Annotated in this window: 16 protein-coding genes; 11 read left to right on the top strand and 5 right to left on the bottom strand. The window is 47.6% G+C overall.

Annotated elements, in window-relative coordinates:
* Positions 1 to 72: 72 nt before the first annotated feature.
* Positions 73 to 309, bottom strand: a complete 237-nt coding sequence (locus E3D81_RS15585) for a hypothetical protein (RefSeq protein ID WP_134778119.1) — start codon at positions 307 to 309, stop codon at positions 73 to 75.
* Between the two features lie 265 nt (positions 310 to 574).
* Here E3D81_RS15585 and E3D81_RS15580 point away from each other — a divergent pair, with 265 nt between their 5' ends.
* Positions 575 to 1,396: a hypothetical protein gene (locus E3D81_RS15580; RefSeq protein ID WP_134778118.1), complete on the top strand. Its 822-nt coding sequence runs from the start codon at positions 575 to 577 to the stop codon at positions 1,394 to 1,396.
* Positions 1,397 to 1,655: 259 nt separating this feature from the next.
* On the opposite strand, the gene E3D81_RS15575 is transcribed toward E3D81_RS15580, so the two are convergent.
* The 4 genes from E3D81_RS15575 to E3D81_RS15565 are packed head-to-tail and all read right to left on the bottom strand — an operon-like array spanning position 1,656 to position 3,882.
* On the bottom strand, positions 1,656 to 2,420 hold the full coding sequence (locus E3D81_RS15575) for a LuxR C-terminal-related transcriptional regulator (protein WP_134778117.1): 765 nt from the start codon (positions 2,418 to 2,420) through the stop codon (positions 1,656 to 1,658).
* A 50-nt stretch (positions 2,421 to 2,470) separates the two neighbouring features.
* Positions 2,471 to 3,151, bottom strand: a complete 681-nt coding sequence (locus tag E3D81_RS15570; RefSeq protein WP_134778116.1) for a metal-dependent hydrolase — start codon at positions 3,149 to 3,151, stop codon at positions 2,471 to 2,473.
* Between the two features lie 51 nt (positions 3,152 to 3,202).
* A complete protein-coding gene (locus tag E3D81_RS17305) occupies positions 3,203 to 3,412 on the bottom strand; it encodes a hypothetical protein (protein ID WP_167554339.1) in 210 nt (69 codons plus the stop codon).
* A 50-nt stretch (positions 3,413 to 3,462) separates the two neighbouring features.
* Positions 3,463 to 3,882, bottom strand: a complete 420-nt coding sequence (locus tag E3D81_RS15565) for a nucleoside-diphosphate kinase (RefSeq protein WP_099365389.1) — start codon at positions 3,880 to 3,882, stop codon at positions 3,463 to 3,465.
* Between the two features lie 83 nt (positions 3,883 to 3,965).
* On the opposite strand from E3D81_RS15565, the gene E3D81_RS15560 reads away from it, so the two are divergent.
* The 10 genes from E3D81_RS15560 (at position 3,966) to E3D81_RS15515 (ending at position 17,513) form a co-directional block, all read left to right on the top strand.
* Positions 3,966 to 4,814, top strand: coding sequence for a 4-hydroxy-3-methylbut-2-enyl diphosphate reductase (locus E3D81_RS15560; RefSeq protein ID WP_134778115.1), 849 nt, complete (start codon positions 3,966 to 3,968; stop codon positions 4,812 to 4,814).
* 137 nt (positions 4,815 to 4,951) lie between these two features.
* A complete protein-coding gene (gene hemH, locus E3D81_RS15555) occupies positions 4,952 to 5,986 on the top strand; it encodes a ferrochelatase (protein WP_134778114.1) in 1,035 nt (344 codons plus the stop codon).
* 3 nt (positions 5,987 to 5,989) lie between these two features.
* Positions 5,990 to 7,246, top strand: coding sequence for a metallophosphoesterase (locus E3D81_RS15550; protein WP_099365392.1), 1,257 nt, complete (start codon positions 5,990 to 5,992; stop codon positions 7,244 to 7,246).
* Between the two features lie 339 nt (positions 7,247 to 7,585).
* A complete protein-coding gene (locus tag E3D81_RS15545; protein ID WP_134778113.1) occupies positions 7,586 to 9,070 on the top strand; it encodes an ATP-binding protein in 1,485 nt (494 codons plus the stop codon).
* A complete protein-coding gene (locus tag E3D81_RS15540) occupies positions 9,060 to 12,647 on the top strand; it encodes a response regulator (RefSeq protein WP_134778112.1) in 3,588 nt (1,195 codons plus the stop codon). The genes E3D81_RS15545 and E3D81_RS15540 overlap by 11 nt, the downstream gene beginning before the upstream one ends.
* Before the next feature lie 11 nt (positions 12,648 to 12,658).
* A complete protein-coding gene (locus E3D81_RS15535) occupies positions 12,659 to 13,054 on the top strand; it encodes a response regulator (RefSeq protein ID WP_134778111.1) in 396 nt (131 codons plus the stop codon).
* Positions 13,051 to 13,866 carry a CheR family methyltransferase gene (locus tag E3D81_RS15530; protein ID WP_134778110.1) on the top strand — a complete coding sequence of 272 codons (816 nt, stop codon included), beginning with the start codon at positions 13,051 to 13,053 and terminating at the stop codon, positions 13,864 to 13,866. Before E3D81_RS15535 ends, E3D81_RS15530 begins: the two co-directional genes overlap by 4 nt.
* A gap of 5 nt (positions 13,867 to 13,871) precedes the next feature.
* Entirely contained in the window at positions 13,872 to 14,246 is a 375-nt protein-coding gene (locus E3D81_RS15525; RefSeq protein ID WP_134778109.1) for a PleD family two-component system response regulator, read from the top strand.
* A gap of 368 nt (positions 14,247 to 14,614) precedes the next feature.
* The gene (locus E3D81_RS15520) at positions 14,615 to 17,134 is read left to right on the top strand and encodes a PAS domain-containing protein (protein WP_134778108.1); all 2,520 of its coding nucleotides are present in this window, start codon (positions 14,615 to 14,617) and stop codon (positions 17,132 to 17,134) included.
* Positions 17,124 to 17,513: a response regulator gene (locus E3D81_RS15515; protein ID WP_134778107.1), complete on the top strand. Its 390-nt coding sequence runs from the start codon at positions 17,124 to 17,126 to the stop codon at positions 17,511 to 17,513. The genes E3D81_RS15520 and E3D81_RS15515 overlap by 11 nt, the downstream gene beginning before the upstream one ends.
* The last annotated feature ends 76 nt before the right edge of the window (positions 17,514 to 17,589 follow it).

The raw sequence follows: 17,589 nt of genomic DNA, 5'->3' as shown, positions 1-17,589 counted from the left end.
CAAACAAAAAAGTTCACAAAAAAATGTGGATTCGGAATAAATAAAACCAATTAATGGTATGGATCATCTGGGCTAGGAACTTTCCTTCACACCCTGGTAATTACCCTCCCCCCATTTCACCTTCAGCCATCTCCACGTTCCCATCAAGCCTGACAATGACTCCTTAATCCCTAGGAGGTTTCCAGATCCATTGAACCATGTCAAACATAAAGCATCCTGGTCGAGCCCGAAGGATATATCCAGGTACCGGGATGCCGGGTATGGGCCGCCATTCTGTTCAACGTACTGTTCAGGGCTCCACCATCCCAAGCTCTCCGGTCAATGGAAGTATGATACAGCGTTGTTCAAGAGCGAACAGAACTTTCTTTGTACCTGACTGTTCAGTTGACAATCGAAGAAGCCTAGGCCCTTGGCTGTCCTTGCGACTGGGACAAGGGAATGTTTTTTTAATCCACCATTCAATTACGAAAAATGCTAAACCATAATTTCAGTCCGCTCATAACAATTCTGGACCTTCGGAACAAAAATTATACTGAAATCGGATCAGTGGAGATCGCATCCCAAAAGGGGGGTAATGGTGAAATCCCCGACCGAACTCCTGCTTTTGATGGAACCGGGCAAGATGCCCATTGTGATAAGACTGGCCAGGCACTTTGGACAGTTCAAATTGGACTCCCAGAACCTGGGATCGGGCAGGTTGGAACTCAGGTTCCGCACTGGTCTGGGATCGTACCATATTGTGGTCTTCGACCATAGCGATGGTGTGGATTATATCGAGTGCAGGACCTGGTTCATCCCCTCGTTTGGTTTTATCGGAATGGAGATCTATCCGGATGTTCTTTTCATCTATGGGGCAACAGGTTCTGTTTCCCGGCAGAAGGCCGTACTGCAGCAGCAGGTCCAGCTCCTGTCAGCAAGTGTATTGCTGGAGCTGGAAGGCCGGACAGGGACAGCCTTTTACCACCATGACCTGAGCGCTCTTTCCGATCTGGCAGAGGACACCAGGAGCAGTTTGTCCGGAATAGTAAAGATAAGATGGCCAGAGCTTGGACCCAGTTTCAGGCAGGAGAACCAGGACCCATTGAGGCGAGGCAGGAAATACAGCATAGGTCATTTCCATCTCATCATCGATCACAAGAAGTGCCATTCTGCCAGAGATCATTCCATGCAGATGATCCGGAGCCTGGAAAGGGTTTATCCGAGACTGAAACTGCCAAAACTGAGCTTGGAGAACTATTTCCGGATTGCCAAGGACAGCCTAGAGGTTCCCCGGCAATTAGGCAGCAGGAATCTTCCGGTTCAGTGGGGTGGCATTAAATATGATGATCAACAGAATATTTATTTTGGATACCGAACGGTATTTTGTATATTTAACTGTTTGTCAGCCACGGTTTGATAATCGTAGGACAAAGGCGTGGGATCGCATAGGTATGATTTCTGGGTAGTACCACTGGTGCTATCCATTTTTGCAAGCTTCATAATAACTACAGTATAATTGATTAGTTCCCTATCAGGCATCCTGATAGGGATTTTTTATCCTCGTATTTTTAGATTAGGGCTGGTGGAACATTTCCTTTATGTTCGTTGCTGTCCTTGTTTACACGTTGATGAAATGTTGGGGACCCGGATAAACTATACCATGCCGTGGCTGCCCATCATATCCAGCCTTCCTTTAGGGATCTTATCAGGAGTTCCTGTATGCTCCTACAACCGGTTTTCCTAAGGATATTCTTGCGGTGGGTACGGATGGTATGCAGGCTACGGTTGGTGATCTGGGCTATCCTTTTACTGTCCATCCCTTCAACCAGAAGTCCCAGTATACCGAGCTCGCTGGAGGTCAGCTGCAGCTTTTCAACGGAAAACCTCCGGGCTGGCCGAACATTGATGTAGGATGGAAGCCCCTTGAGTCCGATGAAAGACAATCTCATCTCCTGGAAGGGAGCTATGTCGGTTATATCGGTATGAAGGACCAGGTTGCGCATCACGTTCCCCGAATCATCGGCGGCAATGGTAATGGTCTGCTGCAGGATGTGTACGAAATCCCCGTTCTGTTTCCTCATGCGGTAGTTGTACCTGGTCTTATAACTGAAGAGGTCCTCCAGGGCCAGTTTCTTCTTGAATTCCACGACTGTGGCTTCGATATCCCCAAAGAGAGGAAGGTCCTCGGGATGCATATTATCCATGATGTATTGTACCGAGAATTCATCTGCCGGTACCCCGATGACCTCCTGGATCCCATTGGAGACCATATCGATATGTTTCAGAAATGGGTCGAACAGGAAAAAATAGGAAGCACCCGGTTGCACCATCTCCAAAAGCTGTCGGTAAAGGGCACTATCTAACTTACCGACCCAATCGGTACCCCGTGAACCTATATCCGACCAACCCTTGTATACCTCACTTATGATTGGGTGTTTCATAATGCGCTGATTAGATCCTGATATTATCTACAGGATGATGTTCTACTGTTTCAGTCCAATTCTAAGCTCCCTCCGATGGGAAGAATGAGCAGCTCCTTATCCCTCTTGGAGAACTCTCCAATGCTTCTTGCCTGGTCGATCCGGATCAGCTCCGATGTGTCGAAATGCACTGCAAGCACTCTGTTGCATTTGATGAAATCGGATGCGATGATGGCCTCAGAAACATCCATGGTGAAATTTCCCCCAATCGGAAATACGGCCAGATCTATTTGAAAGAACTCAGGGATCAATTTCATTTCGGTAGTCAGGCTGGTATCTCCCGATATATAGATCCTGCTCAGCGGACCAGAGAGTATGAAACCGGCCGCTGTTCCTCCGTAGGAACCGTCCAAAAAACTTGAGGAATGGGATGCGGGGACCATCTTCAGGGTTCCGAAGGGGAACTCCCAACTTCCGCCGACCCCCATGGGGTGGCCCTTGATGCCCTTTTGAGCATAGTGGTTTACGATCTCGAAATTCGATATCAGGGTTGCTCCGGTCTTCTCTGCAAAGAATTCCAGATCCAGGGTATGGTCATAGTGGGCATGGGTCACCAGGATATAATCCGCACGGATCGCATCAATGTCGATATGGGAGGCCTGGGGGTTCTGACGGATGAACGGATCGATCAAAAGATGTGTATCGTCAATCTGGATCCCAAGGCAGGAATGGCCATAGAAGGTTATTTTCATAGGTATGGTGGTTATGGGTGCCTGATCCCCAGGGAGGGCACATTTGGTTATTTATGCCAATATACGTTTTTTTGGGGAATACAGGAGTTTATGAGAGAAAAAATTGGACTCGGTGGGAAGATCCCAGAATTCCGGCCTATCTTCCAATGACCGTTTGCAGGAACATGGTGCCACACCGGAGACAGTTCGGGGGTGGTAAAGGATGGTTTCTGCCAGCCCTTTGAATTCTGGGGGCAGATTGGACGGTAGTCCAAATAACATGGTCCGGACAAATGGGATCCCGGACCATGGATGTAAGATGTAAGGATTGTCTAGAACCTCTCGAACATTGAAAAGAAAAAGTTTCCCTCGATGGCCGCATTTTCGTCAGAGTCCGAACCGTGGACTGCATTGGCATCGATCGATTTTGCATATTTGTTACGGATCGTGCCTTCAACCGCTTTTGAAGGGTCGGTTGCACCGATCAAGGTACGGAAGTCCTCAACAGCGTTCTCTTTTTCAAGGATGGCAGCTACGATAGGCCCCGAGGTCATGAACCTGACCAGTTCCCCATAGAAAGGACGCTCCCTGTGCACTCCGTAAAAATTACCAGCAGTCTCTTCGTTTAATTGGATGTACTTCATTGCTACGATCTTGAATCCACCTGCGATAATGTCGTTCAGGATAGCCCCAATGTGACCATTTGCTACTGCATCTGGTTTGATCATTGTGAAAGTTCTATTAGTTGCCATATAAAATAAAAAAATTTTTGCAAATATAATGAAATAGTCTTTAGGATAAAGCGTTTAGTAAAGAGTTTACCTATCTTTGTACTATGGCTAAGAATTTACAGGTTACGATCGATAAGGAATCAGGTTTCTGTTTTGGGGTGGTTTATGCCATAGATATGGCCGAGGAGATCCTTGACCAGCAGGGGTATCTGTATTGCTTGGGAGATATCGTACATAACGATGAAGAGGTGGCCCGTCTGAAGGCCAAAGGCCTCCGGATCATTGCCCATGGAGATCTTCAGGGACTTCAGAACGAAAAGGTGTTGATCCGCGCCCATGGAGAGGCTCCGGAAACATATAAGATCGCCCTGGAGAACAATATTACGCTGATCGATGCTTCCTGCCCGGTCGTCCTTAAGTTACAGAACCGGATCAAGACCTCCCATGATGATCGGGAGAAGATACTTATCTTCGGGAAGCATGGCCATGCAGAGGTGATCGGATTATCGGGGCAGACCAATAATGAAGCCATTGTATTCCAGGATATTGATGAGCTGGATAATGTGGAGCTGCCGCCCAGTTTCACCCTGTACAGCCAGACCACCAAAAGTGTGGATAGGTTCTATGCCATCAAGGATGAACTGATCAGGCGCGGGTACCAGGTGAAGGCCAATGATACCATCTGCCGCCAGGTTTCCAACCGGTACGAAGATCTCGGGACATTTGCACAACAGTACGATAAGATAATCTTTGTCTCGGGTAAGAAATCATCCAATGGAAAAGTGCTGTTCGATGTCTGCAGACAGGTCAACCCGAATACGGTTTTCATCTCAGATCCCGCGGAATTGGAGCCAGGTCTGTTCAGTGACAATCAGACCGTCGGGGTCTGCGGAGCGACATCTACGCCAATGTGGTTGATGAAAAAGGTAAAGGAGACCATCGAATCCTATTAGTGAAGAATTTCCATCCGTATTACCTCCATCATGGTTCTGGGATATCGTCATCTGAATATAATAATACAGGGCAATCTCGCTTTATCCTTGCCATATAGGCCCCATTTGCCCTAATTTGTCGTAGTTTTGTGTTAAGAATGAGTAAAAAGGCAAAAAAGGGAGTTTTATTGGTGCAATTGGGTACTCCCAATGCACCCACAACGGGCGAAGTTCGCAAGTATTTAACAGAGTTTCTGATGGATCCTAGGGTAATGGATATACCCTATATTTCACGCTCATTGCTGGTCAAGGGGATCATCGTGCCAAGAAGGGCACCCAGATCCGCGGATACCTATTCCACCATCTGGTGCGAGAAAACGGGATCACCGTTGATGAGGTACAGTTTGGACCAACAAAAGATGCTGCAGGCCGATCTGGGTGAAGAATATCATGTGGAACTGGCCATGCGCTATCAGGAACCTTCCATTCCCAAGGCAATTAAGAACCTGGAAGGGATGTTCCTGGAGTCTTTGACCGTTATCCCCCTGTTCCCGCAATATGCATCAGCTACCACCGGTTCGGTTATTGACCGGGTGATGGAACTGATGCGAAGTTGGCAATACTTTCCCAAATTGAATTTCGTCAGTAGCTATTGCGAGGATCCTTTGATGGTGGAGGTCATATCAGACCATGCACGGTACCATGACCTGCAGAGGTTTGACCACTTTTTATTCAGCTACCATGGATTGCCTGTAAGGCAATTGGCCAAGATCGACCCGAAAAAGGAACTCAGCTGTCCTGATTTTGGTTGTGAAAGCTGCAAAAAGGAAACAAATCCGTTCTGTTATCTGTCCCAATGTTATGCCACCACCAGAGCTGTGGTTGCTAAACTGGGTATCCCAGAGGGAAAATATACCGTTTGTTTCCAATCACGGTTGGGCAAGACACCTTGGATACAGCCTTATACATCAGATTCTTTGCATGAACTGGCCAAATCAGGAAAGAAGAGAATACTGGTTTTTTCACCAGCATTTGTGGCAGACTGTATAGAGACCCTTGATGAGATCAAAGTGGAATATGCCAAAGAGTTCAAGGAATCCGGTGGCCAGGAAGTAGAAATGGTGGAGAGTTTGAACAATAATCCAAAATGGATTACGGCGTTGAAAAAAATGGTGCTGGAAAACGGAAATTAATAGATGTTAAAGTTAAACGCGGTCATATTATTCCTCTTGGACTTTTATATATTTTTTGCCCTGCGGGCAACAAAAATCAAGTTCATGCGTACCAGATGGTTTACGATCCTATGGTGGGGCTATTCCCTTATCCTATTGGTCGGTCTCTATATTTCCTTTGCATATTCCATCCCACTGATGGTCCGTTCCATCATACTTGTTGCCTTCTTCATCACGGCGGTGAGCAAATTTATCTATGCAGTGGTTCTTGTCATCGATGATCTGCGAAGGGGGGGGATATGGGTTTCGCGCCTATTCTCGGGTAGGAAAGGACAGAATCTGCAAGAAAGGCTCGAGGAGTTGGAGGAACCTCTCCCCGAGGTCCCAAAAAAAGGCATCTCACGATCTGATTTTCTGCTGAAATCCGGGATCATAGTGGCGGCATTACCGATGGTCCCATTGGCCTGGGGGGTAATCTCTACAGCATATGACTATCGCATAAGGCGCCAACGATTAATCCTTCCGAATCTTCCCAAAGAGTTCCATGGTCTAAGGATCGGCCAGATCTCTGATGTGCATTCGGGCTCATTCTATAATAAAAAAGCTGTTCTGGGCGGTGTCGAGATGCTATTGCAGGAAAAGCCGGATGCCATATTCTTTACCGGGGATCTGGTGAACAACGTAGCGAATGAAATGCGTGATTACCAGGATATCTTCAGTAGGGTCAAGGCCCCATTGGGTGTTTTCTCCACCCTTGGCAACCATGACTATGGCGATTATTTCTATGGTCCGACGGATTCTCCAGCGAAACGTAAGAACCTTCAGGATGTCATCGAAACTCATAAAGTGATGGGTTGGGATCTGCTTATGGATGAAAACCGGACATTGAAAGCGGGGAACGAAGAGATTGCTATTGTAGGTGTCCAGAACTGGGGTACGGGACGTTTTCCCAAAAAAGGCGACCTACGGAAGGCTCTGGTCGGCACGGAAGATAAGGCCGTGAAATTATTGTTGTCGCATGATCCATCCCATTGGCGTGCGCAGGTATTGGATACAGATATTGACGCTATGTTTGCAGGCCATACCCATGGAATGCAGTTCGGAGTACGTGGGGAGAACTTCCAATGGAGTCCTGCCAAATATATTTATAAGGAATGGGCGGGCCTTTACAGAGAAGGCAATTCACAGCTCTACGTAAATACTGGATTTGGTTTCCTGGGATACCCTGGGAGGGTAGGTATAGCCCCTGAGATAACTATTTTTGAACTTCTTCGGGCATAGGCCGATATTTCTGGAATCTGCCCCTCCACCCATATTTCTTGATACGGGTTTCAGATCTTTGGATCCCCTTTTGCCGTATGGATATGGCAAGACTGTGGGCATTTTGGTCATCCCTGCCCTAGATGGCCCATTCGTTGTCCCCGGAACATATACCCTCCCCATTTTTGCCCTTCCCTTGAGATCGAACTGACCAGAAGTTGGCGGTTTGGACAGTTGCAACTAGAATTGGTACGCTTCTCCCTGGGCAATTTAACCCAAATCGGCATTCAATGGGACACTTTATCCATTGTTTTTGGAAATAACTTACTATTTTTGGTCCTGCACATCAAACCGGTTGCCATGATACTTATAGTGGATGATATCCAGGAGAATATTTTTTCGTTGAAGAGGCTTCTTGAATCCAAGGGCTATCAGACAGATTCTGCGCCCTCAGGGGAAGAAGCGCTGAAATTGGCAATCAGGAACAATTATGTACTGATAATCATGGATGTGCAGATGCCTGATATGGATGGCTTCGAGGTAGCAGAGACCCTCAAGGGGCTCAATAGGACAAAGGACATCCCGATTATCTTCCTTACGGCGGTTAATCGCGATAAGAGTTTTATTGCCAAAGGCTACCAGAGTGGAGGGATAGACTATGTGACCAAACCGATCGATCCGGAGATACTTCTGTTGAAGGTTGGTACATTCTACCGGCTATACGAGCAGAACCAGATGCTCATCAATACAAAGGAGGCGCTTAGGCATGAGGTGGAAGTGAGAAAACGTGCCGAGCAGAATCTCTTGAACAGATCTGAATACCTGCAGGGGATCCTTGAATCCATTCCCCAGATCGCCTTCACCACCGACAGATCGGGCACGATCGAATTCACCAACCAGAAGTGGTACGATTACTCGACCTCCCAAACGGAGTTTCCCCAGGGATGGCCCGGGGAGAGTTGTTATCTTGCCGAATGGCTGGGAAGAACCTATGTCGGTGAAACATACCAAAGGGAAGTTCGGATCAAGAACCTAATTTCCGATGAATTCCGGTACCATCTTTTGAGGATCACTCCGGTGAATCTACCCGGTGGGGAATTTAATTGGGTAGGGACCTTTACAGATATTGAGGACCATAAAAGGATAGAGAAGAAAAAGGATGCCTTTATCAGTATCGCATCCCATGAGCTAAAAACACCGCTCACCGGGATCCGGGCATACGCCCAACTGGCAGAAAGAAGCCTTAAGGATTCCCAGGACACCAAAGCCTATGGATTTGTTAAGAAAACTCTGGAGCAATCCGAAAGGCTCAATGCCCTTGTTACTGATCTGCTTGATGTAGCGAACATTGAGGAAGGTAGGATCAAACTGAGGAAAAAATTTTTTGATCTGGAAAAAGTCATCGAAAATGTTTGCATGGGCGTAGTGCAATCCTACCCGCAGCGTAGTGTAGAGATCACCAGGCATGGGGAACCACTTAAGGAAAAGATCTTGGGTGACCAGATCAGGATCGAACAGGTGCTCAACAATTTTCTGGGCAACGCGGTAAAATATGCTCCCAACCATGACCGGGTGGAACTATCCACCGAGATCTCAGATGGGGAGCTGAAGATAAGCGTGACCGACCGTGGAATTGGAATCCCGCCGGAAAAACTACCCTATGTATTCAATAAGTTCTACAGGGTGGAGGAATCCTCGGTAAAATTCCAGGGCCTTGGCCTAGGGCTTTTCATCTGCCAGGAGATCATTCAGGGCCACGGAGGAATTTGTGGCGTTGAAAGTACACCGGGGCTCGGCAGTACGTTTTATTTTAAGATCCCTTTAATATATGACAATGAACAATAGGAAACTCTTCAATCTTCAATTGGGTTTTGCCTTTTCGGTGCTGGTTATGATCAGCTGTTCGGTAATAACATACCTGAGCCTAAAGGACCAGCAGGCCAATAAATCCCTCGTGGACCGAACAAAATATACCATAGTCTCCATGAACCAGATCCTATTGGACCTCCAGAATGCGGAAACGGGCCAGCGGGGCTATCTTCTGACAGGGGATCCCAAATACCTTGCCCCATACAGAAGGAGCAAGGACTCGCTATTGATAAACATCGAACAGGCAGGGGCCTTTTTTTCGGATAGGGACCTCCAGAAACAGCGTTTCGATTCCTTAGGTGATATTGCCAGGAAACGGATGGACATCTTGGACCAGGTCATGGACCAGAAGGTCCGAGGCGATGCCCAGTGGATGACGACCTTGGGAAAGGGAAGATCGCTGATGGATTCATCCAGGAGAATCATAGGCGACATAATTTCCAGGGAAGAGGCTGTACTTGAGGATCATAGCCGTAAACTCGAATCCTCCTCCAAAAGCACGGGGGCCTTCATTATCGTGGCATCCATGCTCTCGCTGATCATCACAGGGCTACTTTTCTGGAGATTGAGGGCGGATCTTTCCAAAAGGAACCTCCTGCAGTTACAGTTAATTGAGAAAGATAGGGAGATCAGTGGTCGGATCAACAGTATAAAGGAGATCGCAAACAGGATATCCCATGGACAGTACGATCTGAGTGTGCAGGACTTCAACCAGGATGATCTTGGCAACCTTGCAGAATCCATCTCGCGGATGACCCAGTCCCTTAAGGCCTCCTTTGATGAACTGAAGGAAAGTCAGTGGAAAAAGACAGGCCTGGCCACCTTAGGTCAGCATATAATGGGTAATCTTACCTTTCAGGAACTATCGCAGAGGGTCCTTGCATTCCTAATGGATTATCTGGAATGTTCCAACGGAAGTCTATACCTTTTCAATAGGGGAACATTGGACCTGGTGCATTCTGCCGGGATGGACGGGGAGATTAGGGACTCCTTCATTCCCGGGCAGGGGATCATTGGACAGGTCTTCTCGGAGGGTCGGACCCGGTTGGTATCCGGGCTGGAAGATCCCTCGCGAAACTTTATTTCCTTTTCCCAGGGAAACCTTCCTGTTGAACAGATATTGGTCATACCCATACTCCATGAGGGAAGAGCGGTGTCGGTCATCGAATTGGGAAAGTTGGGGCCATTCAGACCAAATGCCCTTGATCTGGTGGAGATGGTGAATTCGAGTATCGGACTGGCCTTTGCTGCGGCAGAGAACAGGAAAAGGATCCAGGACCTACTGGAGGAGACCCAGGCCCAAACCGAAGAACTCCAGGTTCAGCAGGTGGAGCTCGAGAACCTGAATACCGAACTGGAAGCGCAGGCCACAAAGCTCAGGGTCTCTGAAGAGGAACTGCGTGTACAGCAGGAAGAACTGATAAACTTTAACCAGGAACTCGAGCAGCGAAGTACGATGCTCGAAGAAAGGAACCAAAGGATCGCGGTACAGAATATGGAGATCAAGGAACGTGCCGAGGCACTTGCCATGAGTACCAGGTACAAATCCGAGTTCCTTGCGAATATGTCGCACGAACTGCGCACACCATTGAATTCCATATTGCTTCTCTCGAAGATCCTTTCGGAGAATGAACAGGGCAACCTGGATGAAGAACAGATGGAATCCTGTAAGGTGATCTGGACATCTGGCTCTAGTCTTCTGAACCTGATCGATGAGATCCTCGACCTTTCCAAGATCGAAGCGGGGAAGATGCAGCTGGAAATCCGCCAGGTGGATATCCCTTCACTGAGCAGGGATATCAAGGGTATGTTCGACCCTCTATTCAAGGATAAGGGGGTAGACCTGAAGATCGATTACAACATTCAGGAGGTTGGCCTGTCATCCTTCCATTCCGACCGATTGCGATTGGAGCAGATACTCCGGAACCTTATTTCCAATGCCCTAAAATTTACCCATCAAGGAACTGTTTCCATCCAGGTTTCCTCCTCGGAGAAAGAGGTCACTTTTAGGGTCCGGGATACCGGCATTGGAATTCCGGTGGAAAAGCAGAAGATCATATTCGATGCTTTCCAACAGGCCGACGGTTCGACCAAAAGGAAATATGGAGGAACAGGTCTCGGTCTGTCCATCAGTAAGGAGCTTGCCAAACTCTTGGGAGGGGACCTGAGTGTCGAGAGCGTAGAGAATCAGGGGAGTACATTTACCCTTCGTCTCCCGCTGGACCTATCCATGGATACAGGCAGTCCCGATGAAGGTCCCATTGCGAAACCAGAGATCCAGGAGCCCCTACAAAATTTGCCGGTAACTCCCCCTGAAGGGTTCGATCTGGCCGCTTTACCCGAACCTGTCGCCGACGATAGGTATTCCGTGGGCCAAGGCGGCAGGTTCCTTCTGATTGTTGAGGATGATATAGGTTTTGCCAAGGCACTATTGGATTATTCACGTAAGAACGGCTATATGGGGATCGTTGTTACTCAAGGTGATCACGTCCTTCCCATAGCGGTCAACCTAATGCCGGTTTGCATTCTACTGGATATCCAACTTCCGGTAATGGATGGCTGGCAGGTGTTGGAACAGCTCAAGGGAACTCCATCCACTAGGCATATCCCGGTGCATATGATGAGTTCACAGGAGGCCAGGAAAGAGAGCCTCAGAAAGGGCGCCATCGATTTCATCAACAAGCCGATCGCCTTCCAACAGATGCGCGGCATGTTCTCGACAATTGAGAGGGCATTGGAAAAGGGCAGCCAGAAGGTTCTGATAATAGAGGAAAACCCTAAACATGCCCAAGCACTCGCCTATTTCCTGGATAACTTCAATATCGTATCGGAAATAAGGGACAATGTTAAGGACAGCGTAGACTCACTTACCCAAGGAAATGCAGATTGTGTGATCCTGGACATGGGAATTCCCGATAGGATAGGTTATGAGGCACTGGAAGCGATAAAAAGCGTCAAGGGATTGGAGAGCCTTCCGATCATTGTCTTCACGGGAAAGAACCTCTCCAGCAAGGAGGAGCTAAGGATCAGGGGCTATGCAGATTCGGTTGTGGTTAAAACCGCACAGTCCTACCAGAGGCTTCTTGATGAGGTAAGTCTTTTTCTGCACCTGATAGATGAAAAACCAAATGACCAAGCCCTTCGCAAGAAAGCCTATGGCTCATTGGGTGAGGTACTCAACAATAAGAAGGTACTGATCGCGGATGACGACATCCGAAATATCTACTCCCTTACCAGAGCGCTCGAAAGGTTCCAAATGGAAGTGTTCTCTGCACTTGACGGTAAGGAGGCGCTGGAGGCCCTAGAGCTCCATCCGGAGATCGATATCGTTCTCATGGATATGATGATGCCCAATCTTGATGGATACGAAACCATCAGTAAATTGCGCAAAGATAGGAGGTTCTCGGATCTACCTGTAATAGCAGTAACCGCCAAGGCCATGTCCGGGGACAGGGAAAGATGCATTGCGGTTGGAGCCTCGGACTATATCTCCAAACCCGTGGATGTTGATCAGTTGATATCCCTATTAAGGGTATGGATGTACGCCAGTTAAAAAAATGAAACATGAATAAGCGAACCAAGATCTTGATCGTCGACGACGATCCCCGGAATATTTTTGCCCTTAGTTACGCCCTTAAGGTCAAGGGCTATGATGTGCTTAGCTGCACCACGGCCCAACAGGGGATGGAATTCCTCATCCAGACCCCCTCGATCGGAATCTTATTACTGGATATGATGATGCCTGAAATCGATGGTTTTGAAATGATGGAAATGATAAGGGAACAAGGGCTTGAACGGACCGTAGGGGTCATCGCGGTCACGGCACGTACCATGGCAGGAGATAGGCAACGGTGCCTTGATTCCGGTGTGGACGGTTTCGTTTCCAAACCCATCGACCTGGAGGTGTTGCTGGCAGAAATTGAAAGACTGCTCAGTACAGACGGCAAACAGGTAGAATGAGGTCCCAGGTTCAAGAAATCGATCGGTTCCTCGAGGAACTCTACCTGAAGTTCGGACTCGATTTCCGGGGTTATAGCAAGCCCTCGCTGTACAGGCGTGTTTCCAGGTTCCTCTCCGAGAATAAGTTATCCTCGGATCCCGCGGCGTGGATAGAGGTTTTTGAGAAGGACGGATTTCTAGATCGATTCCTGCAGCAGGTCACAGTAAACTATTCGGAAATGTTCAGGGATCCAAAATTCTACAGTGCCATAACCAAGGACATTATCCCTTATCTGGCCACTTTCCCGAGCGTACGCATATGGGTGCCCGGATGCGCCGCGGGTGAGGAGGCCTATTCTTTTGCCATCATGCTCAAGGAGGCAGGTATCTACCATAAATGCACCATCTATGCCACAGACATCGATCCCCACTGTCTTCAGATGGCCCGAAAAGCGATCTATCCCTTGGACATGTTAAGGACCTATTCGAGAAATTATCTTCTTGCAGGTGGGAAGGAGGATTTTTCGACCTATTATACCGCAAATTATGGTTATGCACAGTTCGATAAGTCCCTCTCAGAAAGAATAATCTTTGCTTCGCACAACCTGGTCTCAGAAAGTGCCTTTAATTCCTTTCAGCTGATATCCTGCCGCAACGTACTGATATATTTCGGAAGGGAGCTCCAGGAAATGGTACTTGATAATTTTAACAGAAACATAGAGGGATCCGGCTACCTGTGCCTTGGGTCCAGGGAAACAATCCAGTTTTCAGGTATAAAGAATCAGTATAAGCAGATTTCGGACCAGAAAATATATAAAAAAATATATCTTTGAAAGCTATGAAACAAAAAATTGCCTTGGTTTTTGAGGACGATCCTCATGTTCTGGAAATATATGAAATAGTCCTGGAGGGAATGGGATTTCATGTCAATAGCTCCATGACCTCCCACGATGTCCTGGAAAGAGTGGAAAAGTCACGACCGGACCTGATAATTATGGATAATTGGATCCCTGATATTGGAGGTGTCCAGGCCACGCAGCTTCTAAAACAGCACGATACGTATAATAAGATCCCCGTACTATATGTTTCTGCAAACACAGAGGTGGAATCACTTTCAAAAATGGCCAGGGCCGATGCCTACCTGGCCAAACCATTCAGTCTGGATGAGCTGGAGGGTCAGATTCTTGCAGTCCTGGAGGGATCCACCATCTGATATAGGCGTATCCTATTTCCGGCCCCATGCACGGGGGATCCGGATCCTTCGGACCTCAATCCAAAGAACCCCGCGCATTAGGGGTTTAGGAACAGGGCCGGTACATGTTCAAACATTTATTTTGTTTTCATGCCGGAATATGGCAAAAAAATGTTAGTTTAATCATCGGAATGCACATAATCCTTTTCCCGGAGAAAAAGGGTTAAATGGGACTTAGTGAACTTTTAGCAATGGTTGTTTGTAATTATATTGGTCGTGTCCCGATCGTGAATGGTTAATGGGGTTTTTATTGGACTGTGTATTGGAAACTGGCACTTCCAGGCACCTATCCGGTATGAATCCGTACAGATTTTTCTAATCTATTTTTGATGGAATTTAAGGACTTATGTGATTTTTTGGATGTACCCCTGGTGCTACTGAAGGTAAACGGGCCCGGAACAGTTATTCTCGATTGTAACCTGGCATATTCCGAGCATTCAGGGAAAACTTCTGAGGACCTGCATGGAAGGCCTTTCTTTGAGGTCTTCCCAGATAACCCCTTTTTGGATTTTGGGACTCCCTGGGCAAATATTTTTGATGGTATAGACGCTGCAGGGCCAGGAGTGGGTTATCTGGTCCACCGTTGGGAGCTCTCACCGGAACTCAAGGTGGAGTCCTTCCGTGTAAAGCATAAAATGGTAAGGTTACCTGAATATTCTGAACAGGTACTTCTGCGGGCCCTATATCCCATAAATACTTCGGGAATGGGCCACCTCCCATCCCATCCAACCTTTCCAATCCACCCTCTACCATGGAGCTATGATCCAAGTGACGGGAGATTTATCCTCTCACCTGAACTTCGTGCAGACCTGGGGATTCACCACGATGGAGATTTTCCAAAGGAGCTCTTCAAGGACCAAGGGGAAAGAGATGATTTCCATAAGAGGTTAGAGGCCTGTGTTTCCCAAGGTGTTCCATTACGTTTACTGTACTCCCGCCATGATGACGGAATGGGTCCAAGGATCTGGCTGATCTCAGGCTTTCAGGGATCCGGAAGTGCCCCAGGAATAGTACTAGGTGATTTTACAGAAATACCTGATGCTGGCATCCATGGCAAAAATGATCCGTTGGAGGAAGATCGACTCAGAAAAATGGTTTCCTCGATAGAGGCGATCATCTGGGAAGGGGATGTGGGTGATCTTAAGACAACCTATGTAAGCCCAAAGGTATTTGATATTTTGGGCTATACCCAGCAGGAATGGATGAGCTCAAGACGGAAATGGGAAGAGATCCTCCATCCCGAGGATAGGTCCAGTACGCTCCATCAATTGGAGGATAAATTGAAAGGCACAGGTAGATTTGATGCCGTATATAGGTTGGTCCATAAGAAAGGGCATTCCGTTTGGGTAAGAGACAATGTGGTACTTGTGCCTCAGGGAAACGGGAAACTCTACCTTCGGGGGGTTATGATCGATGTATCGGATTACGAGCGCTGGAATATCTTCAAAGAAATGGAGGGCCGGCTATTGGAATCGATTCCTTTGGAACATGATGGTTTTGTGGACGGCCTATCATATTTCCTGAAAGGTATGCAGGCCATATTTGAAGGAAAATCATTTCTTCTTGTAAGCCATTCGCACAGGGGAGATGTTTTGCTGGCCGGCCCCCAAAGCCTGATCAATGGGCCCAGTGCTCCAACATGTCGTCATCTGGTACTTCAGGAGCATGGGAAGCAGGGTATCCAGCTATTGGAATATCCATCCCTACCTGCCATGGGGGATCAACATCTTTCAGAGCTATTTGATCGCTGTCTATCGGTGCTGGGACTGGTTCTTGGCCATCGGCAGAAGACCATCCAGGCAACAGAGCTCCTTGAAATCAACAGACAGGTCCAGCAGATGGCAAACTTCGGATTCTGGCAATGGGACCTGGCTTCAGGAAAGCTGGAATGGTCAGAGGAACTCTTCAGGATCCTTGAAAAAGATCCCCTTCAGTTCCATCCATCCAGCGAGAACTACATCCGAATGGTACACCCCCATGACCGCCGAAAGGTTACCAGGATATTTCAGCAGATCCAAAAGGATCTCAAGGAGTCCGTGTTCGAAACAAGGATTATAGTTCCGGATGGAAACGTCAAATATCTGAGATGCTGGGTCAAACGGGCCTTACATGGGACAATTCCGCAGGCAAGGCTCTTGGGCGGCTGTCTGGACATAACCAATATCCACCAGGTTGAGCTCCAGCGCGAGAACCTATTCCAGCATGTGCTGATGCAGATGAGAAAACTTGAAGAGAGTAAGGTAAAGTACTATGGTCTTTTTCAGCAGATCCCAATGGCTGTGCTGTTGGTCAGAAACAGCGATGGAAGGATTTTGGATGCAAACCAGGCTGCATTGGATGCCTATGGTTTTACGCATGGAGAGTTCCTCAAAAAGGATTTGGGTCAGCTTATCGTTCCCAAGGACAAGTATAACCAATCGGAAACAACCTTCATCAAGGATATGGTCGATATCCCCAATATTGCTATCCACAGGACCAGCTCAGAGGATAGGATAGTGGTGAAAATGGCCCATTCCAAGTCAAGTTCACCAAGTGATGGGGCAACCATAATCCTATTGGAGGATATCACGCAGAAAGTTGGCGACATGGTCGCCATACGTAAAAAAAATTCCGCATTAAGGAGGATTTCTTGGATACACTCCCATCTGGTCCGCGCTCCACTGAGCAGGATACTTGCAATCTCAAGGCTCCTTGAAGACTGGGGGCAGCAGGATCAGGACCTACAACATTACGGTCTGATGCTCGAAAAAATCAAGGATGCTGCACATGAGCTCGATGCGGTGATAAGGGAGGTAACAGAAAGTTCCCACCAAGAACTAAACACAAATGATAAAATAGATGGAGAGTAATAAAGAAGTGATCATAATTGATGATGACCAGGTTTTTCAACTGATCCTCAAGGTCCAGATATCCACGATCGCCCCCGAGGTAGCCATCAGCGGTTTCATGAATGGAAAGCTGGCACTTGATCATCTTTTATCAAGGGACTTAAAGGAAATGAATGGGCTAATCCTTTTGGACCTCAACATGCCGGTGATGGATGGTTGGGAACTCCTGGACAAGCTCGGGCAGGAATTACCGAGGATCGGCGATCGGATGAAAATATATATTGTTTCTTCCTCCATAGATCCTCTGGACATAAAAAGGTCGAGGGAATATGACCTTGTCTCGGGATTCCTTTCCAAACCCCTGGAGGTGAAGGTACTTCAAAAGCTGCTGCTTGAATGATTCCAGGTACAAAAAGTAAGCTTGGATCTCATAGGTGCGGTTGGTCTGGAGAAAAGTAGGCCCATTGAGGAATTAG

This window comes from Sphingobacterium sp. CZ-2, from assembly GCF_004526235.1.
Lineage (GTDB): Bacteria > Bacteroidota > Bacteroidia > Sphingobacteriales > Sphingobacteriaceae > Sphingobacterium > Sphingobacterium tenebrionis.
This window is presented reverse-complemented; position numbering and strand designations above follow the sequence as displayed.